Raw genomic sequence first — 6329 nt, 5'->3', positions numbered from 1 at the left:
CTCCGATATTCTCCACTCAAAAAAAGAGCGAAAATACAGCTCAAAAACAGTGAATTACTAATATAATGCCATCTTTAAGATTAAAGATGGCATTTTTTATGCCTCTTACAAGTACAGCTTTTTGCTCTTTTTTTCGATAATGTTTCACAAATGTTTCACAGAGGAGAGAGAAATGGCAACATTTAAACCGGTTATTGAAGAGCACTGGAAAAAGGAGGAGAATACCTGGAACGTGAAAATTCGGTTGATCCATAAACGCCGACCGAAATACATTGACACTCCTTTCTTTGTTACCAAGAAACACCTGACCCAATCCTTCGAACTAAAAGACGATTTCGTCTATGATGCGGTTCATGAAATAATAAAGGTTATCGAAATAAGATCCTTGCTCTGGGTGCTGAAGTTGATTATATGGATGCCGAGGATCTAAAAGCCTTTTTAACAAAGAGGGAAGAGAAAGGCCAGGTCGATTTTGTTGCCTTCTGCAGGACCTTTATCAAGTCTATAAAGTCTGATAGAGATTCGTCAGCTGGGTGTTTTAATGCTGTAGTGAATAGTTTGGTCGATTTTTTGGCCGTGAAAACGTCTATGTGGCTGAGATAAATTACAAGTTCCTTGAATCATGGATAAATACCTCCGGACAGAGAGAACCATTCAGAGAGCAAACCAATACGGAAATTTAGTTACTACAATTAAGAAGCCTCTAAAGGATTCAGGGGTTCATCATTACATGCGGGATCTCCGGACGCTGTTTAAACAGGCAATGACCGACTTTAATGATGACAGTGGGATTATCCGCATAGCTCATTATCTCTTTAAAAAATTTAAGATAGGGGATCCTCCGGAAACTGAAAAGCGTAACCTGAAGGTCGAGGATCTAAAGGTTATCCGGGATATTGATCCTACTTTGTTAAAGGGTCGTGCCGCTCTAGCCCGTGATGTCTTTATGTTATCCTTTTAGTGCAGAATCTGAGCTCCCTTAGCTATATAAAAGAGTCAATGGGTCACGAACTTGAATCCAAACTGCCCTTTACCTGGATGATCTGGACGATGAGCCAATTGCTGATGAAATAAACAGGGCTTTGAATTTTGATGAAAGAAACCCAAAAAGACAAAAGGAAGAATCGGGGTATCTGAGGCTATCATCAGGCTCAAATTATATTGTATGGCTTTTTTTTAAAATAACATTAATGTAATCACTTCTTAATGTAGTTTACCAATATTGCAAACGCAAGCCAGATGATCTGGAATTTTTAAAACAAAATAAACTCTCAAGAAAAAAGACCTTTATGAATAATTCAAACAATCTAGGAACTTAACCTCCTCCCAATAATCTTTGAACCACTTGAGTATCCGATATAAAGTGTCCTTATTCAACGAGATGCATTATAACACTTCTCTTATTCCCCTTATAAAAGTATGTTGAGAAACATAGAAAAATATAGTTGAATGAATCAATAAAAGCCAATAGAATTCCAGTGTATACCCTATTGCACTTGAATTAAACAGATATTCAGAAATAGTTCCCTGAAATTCAATGTAAATAGTCGTTCTCAATTATCAATATGAAAAAACTTTTCGTTCTAAAAGTATTCCTTTGTTTGGCTACCCTGAATGTACAGGGGCAGGAAGAAGAAGTCAATGAAGTTCTTGTGTCCTCTCCTAATGTGAGTTCATTATTCAGAGCGGGTGCCGTCCCTGTTAATAAAAGCAACGGCACTATGAATATTGAAGTTCCGATATTTTCTACCACGGTGCATGGAAATCCAATAAATGTTAGTCTGAACTATAATACGCAGGGAATAAGGGTTAATGAAGTTGCTTCCGAAGTTGGGCTTGGGTGGTCGCTAAATCAGGGCGGAGTGATTACAAGAGACGTAAAGAGCAGGAGTGATAACGTGAATGCACCTTACTATAACGAAATCGAACAGTTTAAAGCTATTAAAAGCCCGGATGCTGATCTGGAACTCAAAAACAGGTCGATATATGCTACCACCAGAGATATAAGCCATGATTATTTTGACATGGAACCGGATATTTACAGCTACAGCTTTGACGGGTACTCCGGTAAGTTCTATCTCTTTCCCAATGGTAAACATTATACATTCCCGGCCTCGCCTTTAAAAATTGAGTATGAGGATATGCAGGGAAATGGAAAATGGATCATAACAGCTCCAAATGGCAATAAATACTTTTTCGGATATAACGAGGATAACTCAAAATCTGCTTTTGATTTCTCCAATACTAGCCTTAGTTCCTCTAATACCTCCTATAGCTCATTCAGCGGAGTAAGTTCCTGGTTCCTGTTAGAGACCAAAATGGCAAATCAGGAAAAAATAATCTATAACCATACCTTTAAAGATTACGGGTTTTCTGCAGATATCAGTGAGAAGTACAAACATGTTTTCATTGGGGAGATTAATTCCTGCCAAAATGGAACCGAGTTTACAGATGTGTATGCCTGGATTAATTCATTTGAAATAGAATCGATTAATTACAAAGATCTGAAGATTCAATTTATCAGAGATCTGAACCGTCGTGATCTTATCGGCGCTAATGCCGTGACAAGCATCCTGGTTTTTCGCGGCCAGGATCAGATCAAGAGGTACGATTTTGAATATTACTATAATACACCGTCTAACCCCGCATCCAACAGCAGTTCTGGCTTAGGTTCTGATTTCACCCTTCGGCTTTTTTTAAAAAAGATTACCCTTGTCAGTAACAACCGGTCTGAGATGTACAGGGAATTTGCCTACAAAGGAGATGGTCCCTCCCGGCTTAGCAGGGCCAGGGACCATTGGGGATTCTTTAACGGAAAAGCTAATACAACGCTGGTTCCCTCATCAACGTATTTCAACGGCACAACAATGTACGCTATTCCGGGTATTGTAAGCTTTGAAGGTGCCGATAGGGAAGCAGATGAAGTTGCCGCCCAGGCGATGATCCTGACATCAGTAAAATATCCCACCGGCGGAAAGTCTGAGTTTACCTATGAGAGCAACAGAGTAAAGAATACTACGACATCGCTACCTGCACAAATCAGAAAGTATGCACATGTGCAATTTGAAAACCGTATAACCGATACCACGTATTTTTCAGTAAACAATCCCGTTGTCGACAGCTCGCCGCCTACTGCCGATGTTAGCTATTCAATCATTAATGATGACGCAAGTATCAATGTTAACTTAATAAGGGAAGGGTGTGCCGAACTGATCCTTTATAATATTAGTTCCGGGCTGACAGTCAAGGTTGATAAGCTCTATCAGCAGCAATATCCAACCAATCTCCGACTACCTGTAGGTAATTATAAAATGTATTTCCGCTGGCCTAATGAGAGTACGTCCTGTTCAGATATCAACAATTTTCTTTTCTATGTAACACTGAACTGGGTGGAAAATAATGATCCTGTAAATCCCATTATTTCTGACAAAATCGTTGGTGGACTACGGGTAGCGGAGATCAGAAATTATGACCACAATTCACAATTATTAACCAAGAAGATTTTTAAGTATAACGAGGACAACTCTGTTTTTTCAAGCGGCTATCTTGAGCAGGACCCGGTTTACACTGTGAAACTATCTAAATCCCCCTGCATGAATGATGTATTTGGCACAGATAGCCAGCTTCCCACCACAGGCACCAATGGCAGCATCGTTTTGTACAATGTCGTTACCGAACTGGATGTGGATGGGAATGGTCATGAATCCAAACAAAAGAGTTATTTTACCACCAGTAATGATTATCCACCAACAATATTCTCCTCACTTCCTTCTGGAGGATACAAAGAAATCAATTCATACGAGTGGAGACGGGGCCTGTTAGTAAAGGACCAAATATTCTCCCAAAAGCAGAACAATTGGGATCTCATTCAAGAAAAGCTCTATCAATATTCATTCAACAGTACCCAAAATTCCGAATTTCCCAGTGATTTTATTAGCGGAGTGACGAGAGCTCAAATAGTTAACTATGTTATTTATGGCTACTGGGAATACGAGTTTACAGAATATACGAAGGAGAACGAGTGGATCTATAAATCGAAGGAAATTACCAAAACATATGATCAGGGCGGAGAAAAAACTAGTATTAAAAACTATTACTACGGCAATCCCCTTCACAGGCAAGTGACTAAAATAGATGAGAATACAAGTGATTTGAGCACTGTTTCCGTCATCAAATCCTATCCTCATGAGATGGTAAAAGACAATAAGGACCCTCATGGGATTTATCATGAAATGATAACTAAAAACATAATTGATCCTGTCGTGGAGGAGGAGTCGTTCAAAGCAAATACTCAGATCAGTTTTCGCCGTAATAATTACGGGGAGCCGTATCCTGGATTATTTTTGACCGATTCTATACAAACTAGATCAGGGGTATCCAGTCCGATTGAGACCTTAATAAAATACCAAAGATATGACGCTGAAGGCAACATAGAAGCTTTGGAAAAAAGAAAAGGTCCCTCAATAAGCTATTTATGGGATTATAAAAATAACTATCCAGTAGCCGAAATAAAAAATGCTTCCAATGCAGAAGTTGCCTATACAAGTTTTGAAGCTGAAAATAAAGGTGGCTGGAGTTATACCGGTTCTATGCAACTTAATTCTGATGCACCTTTCGGTAAAAAAATCTATAACTTAAACAGTGGTGTGGTTACCAAAGGCGCACTTAATACTGGCAGACAATATATCCTGACATATTGGGCGAATAGCACCTCTGCGGCAAATATAAGCGGAGGACCGGCCGAAAAGATAAGATCTTATAACGGTTGGGTTCAGTATAAACGTATTCTCTCTGGCGTTTCTTCGGTACAATTGTCCGGCAATTATCTTATTGATAACTTGTGTCTGTACCCTTCCATTGCTACCATGACGACCTATACCTATGATCCGTATGTCGGTATGACGAGCAAGACTAATACTGATGGGAGTACTACATATTATCAGTACGACGATTTTCAACGTCTATGGCGCATTCAAGATCAAAGCGGTAAAGTGTTAAACGAATATAATTATCACTACAAACAATAATTTTAAAATTCACTAAACATACCCAATATTATGAAACCCCTGATATTCTTCCTTTCCCTTTTCACAGCTTGCTTTTTTTCCTGCTCTTTAGGTTACGCTCAAACCAAGCAGGACAGTATTGCCCCCGGGCAGCGCGTTTTGAGTTTTTCCGGTCAAAAGCGAATTCAACTTAACTTCTATAAACGCACTTTGAAAATCGATTCCATCAAAGCTGAACAAGTAGACAAAGTACAATCCGGCTATAAAGAATCCATGAAGGCTCTGGAAGCCGACAAAAGTCTGAGCCTGGAAATCCGGAGGGAGCGGATCAGGACCCTGATAGAAGAACGTAACCGGAAGCTGGCCACCTTCCTGAGCCCTGAGCAACAGGAACAGATCGTTCCCTCCTCCGAACGGTAAGTAAAGACAAAGACAAAATCGAGAAATAATTCCTGCAGATCATCATGCCCCAACCTCTAATAAAATATAAAGCGCACACAGGTTTCAAGATAGCCAGTGCCCTCGTTGCCATTCTGTATCTAACGATAGCCAGTGCCCTCGCTCAGAACGGTACTTATAAATATGATCCCATCTATGCAGGTTCATTCAGCCCTTGCGGCGGAAATTACACCGATTCGCGAAACAATTCTTATTATAACGGGATCTCCTATTCAGACCACTATAACCGGAACACCAGCAGCAGTCAGCCCTATGGACAACCCAGCCCCGACGTTTGGTATTATTTCACAGTAGGGGCCAGCTCAGATATCACAATTTCCCTTTGCGGAAGCAGCTTTGATACCTACGTACATTTGCTGGACGGAGAAGACCAGATTATAAGTAACGATGATTCAGATTGTGGCGCCCAATCCAAACTAACATATCCCGGACTCCCGGCAGGAATTTATTATGTCGTGGTAGAGGGTTATGGCAGCAGCACCGGTAACTATACACTCCAGATCAGCAGCCCTTCGGTAAGTTCACCACCTGCCGGTGCGAACAGGAACAATGCCATCCAGGCAGGGACGTTCAGTTCCTCAGGAAGCTTTACACATACGATGAGCAATGCCGACCCCTGCCTGGGGAATGATATCGGACAGCTGAGCAATGATATCTATTATCAGTTCACACTGACGAACTCATCAGTAGTAACCCTATCTCATTGTGGCAGTGGTTTTGATACCTATATGCACCTGCTTAACAGTTCAGGCGGCACCATCGCCACTAATGATGATAACAACGGTCCTATGTGTCCGGGTATAACCGCTTACCTGCAGACCACACTTCCAGCCGGAACTTATTACGTAGTATCAGAAGGTGCTG

The 6329-nt window shown here is 40.7% G+C and carries 5 protein-coding genes; all 5 read left to right on the top strand.

The window, feature by feature from the left end:
- Positions 1 to 172: 172 nt before the first annotated feature.
- Entirely contained in the window at positions 173 to 430 is a 258-nt protein-coding gene (locus DDR33_RS05550; RefSeq protein ID WP_146198703.1) for a hypothetical protein, read from the top strand.
- 192 nt (positions 431 to 622) lie between these two features.
- Positions 623 to 961 carry a hypothetical protein gene (locus DDR33_RS05540; protein WP_109414764.1) on the top strand — a complete coding sequence of 113 codons (339 nt, stop codon included), beginning with the start codon at positions 623 to 625 and terminating at the stop codon, positions 959 to 961.
- A 604-nt stretch (positions 962 to 1565) separates the two neighbouring features.
- A complete protein-coding gene (locus tag DDR33_RS05535) occupies positions 1566 to 5027 on the top strand; it encodes a hypothetical protein (RefSeq protein ID WP_109414763.1) in 3462 nt (1153 codons plus the stop codon).
- 30 nt (positions 5028 to 5057) lie between these two features.
- Positions 5058 to 5426 carry a hypothetical protein gene (locus DDR33_RS05530; protein ID WP_109414762.1) on the top strand — a complete coding sequence of 123 codons (369 nt, stop codon included), beginning with the start codon at positions 5058 to 5060 and terminating at the stop codon, positions 5424 to 5426.
- A 44-nt stretch (positions 5427 to 5470) separates the two neighbouring features.
- Positions 5471 to 6329, top strand: an 859-nt coding sequence (locus DDR33_RS25730; RefSeq protein ID WP_202913658.1) for a DVUA0089 family protein, incomplete at its 3' end; no start/stop codon positions are given.

It is taken from the genome of Pararcticibacter amylolyticus (assembly GCF_003130405.1).
Lineage (GTDB): Bacteria > Bacteroidota > Bacteroidia > Sphingobacteriales > Sphingobacteriaceae > Arcticibacter > Arcticibacter amylolyticus.
Note: the sequence above shows the minus strand (reverse complement) of the source record. Positions and strands in the feature narration are given on the sequence as shown.

Excerpts from the sequence above, each read along its gene's own strand:
- DDR33_RS05550 (WP_146198703.1), top strand. The coding sequence starts at position 173 with ATGGCAACATTTAAACCGGTTATTGAAGAGCACTGGAAAAAGGAGGAG.
- DDR33_RS05540 (WP_109414764.1), top strand. The coding sequence starts at position 623 with ATGGATAAATACCTCCGGACAGAGAGAACCATTCAGAGAGCAAACCAA.
- DDR33_RS05535 (WP_109414763.1), top strand. The coding sequence starts at position 1,566 with ATGAAAAAACTTTTCGTTCTAAAAGTATTCCTTTGTTTGGCTACCCTG.
- DDR33_RS05530 (WP_109414762.1), top strand. The coding sequence starts at position 5,058 with ATGAAACCCCTGATATTCTTCCTTTCCCTTTTCACAGCTTGCTTTTTT.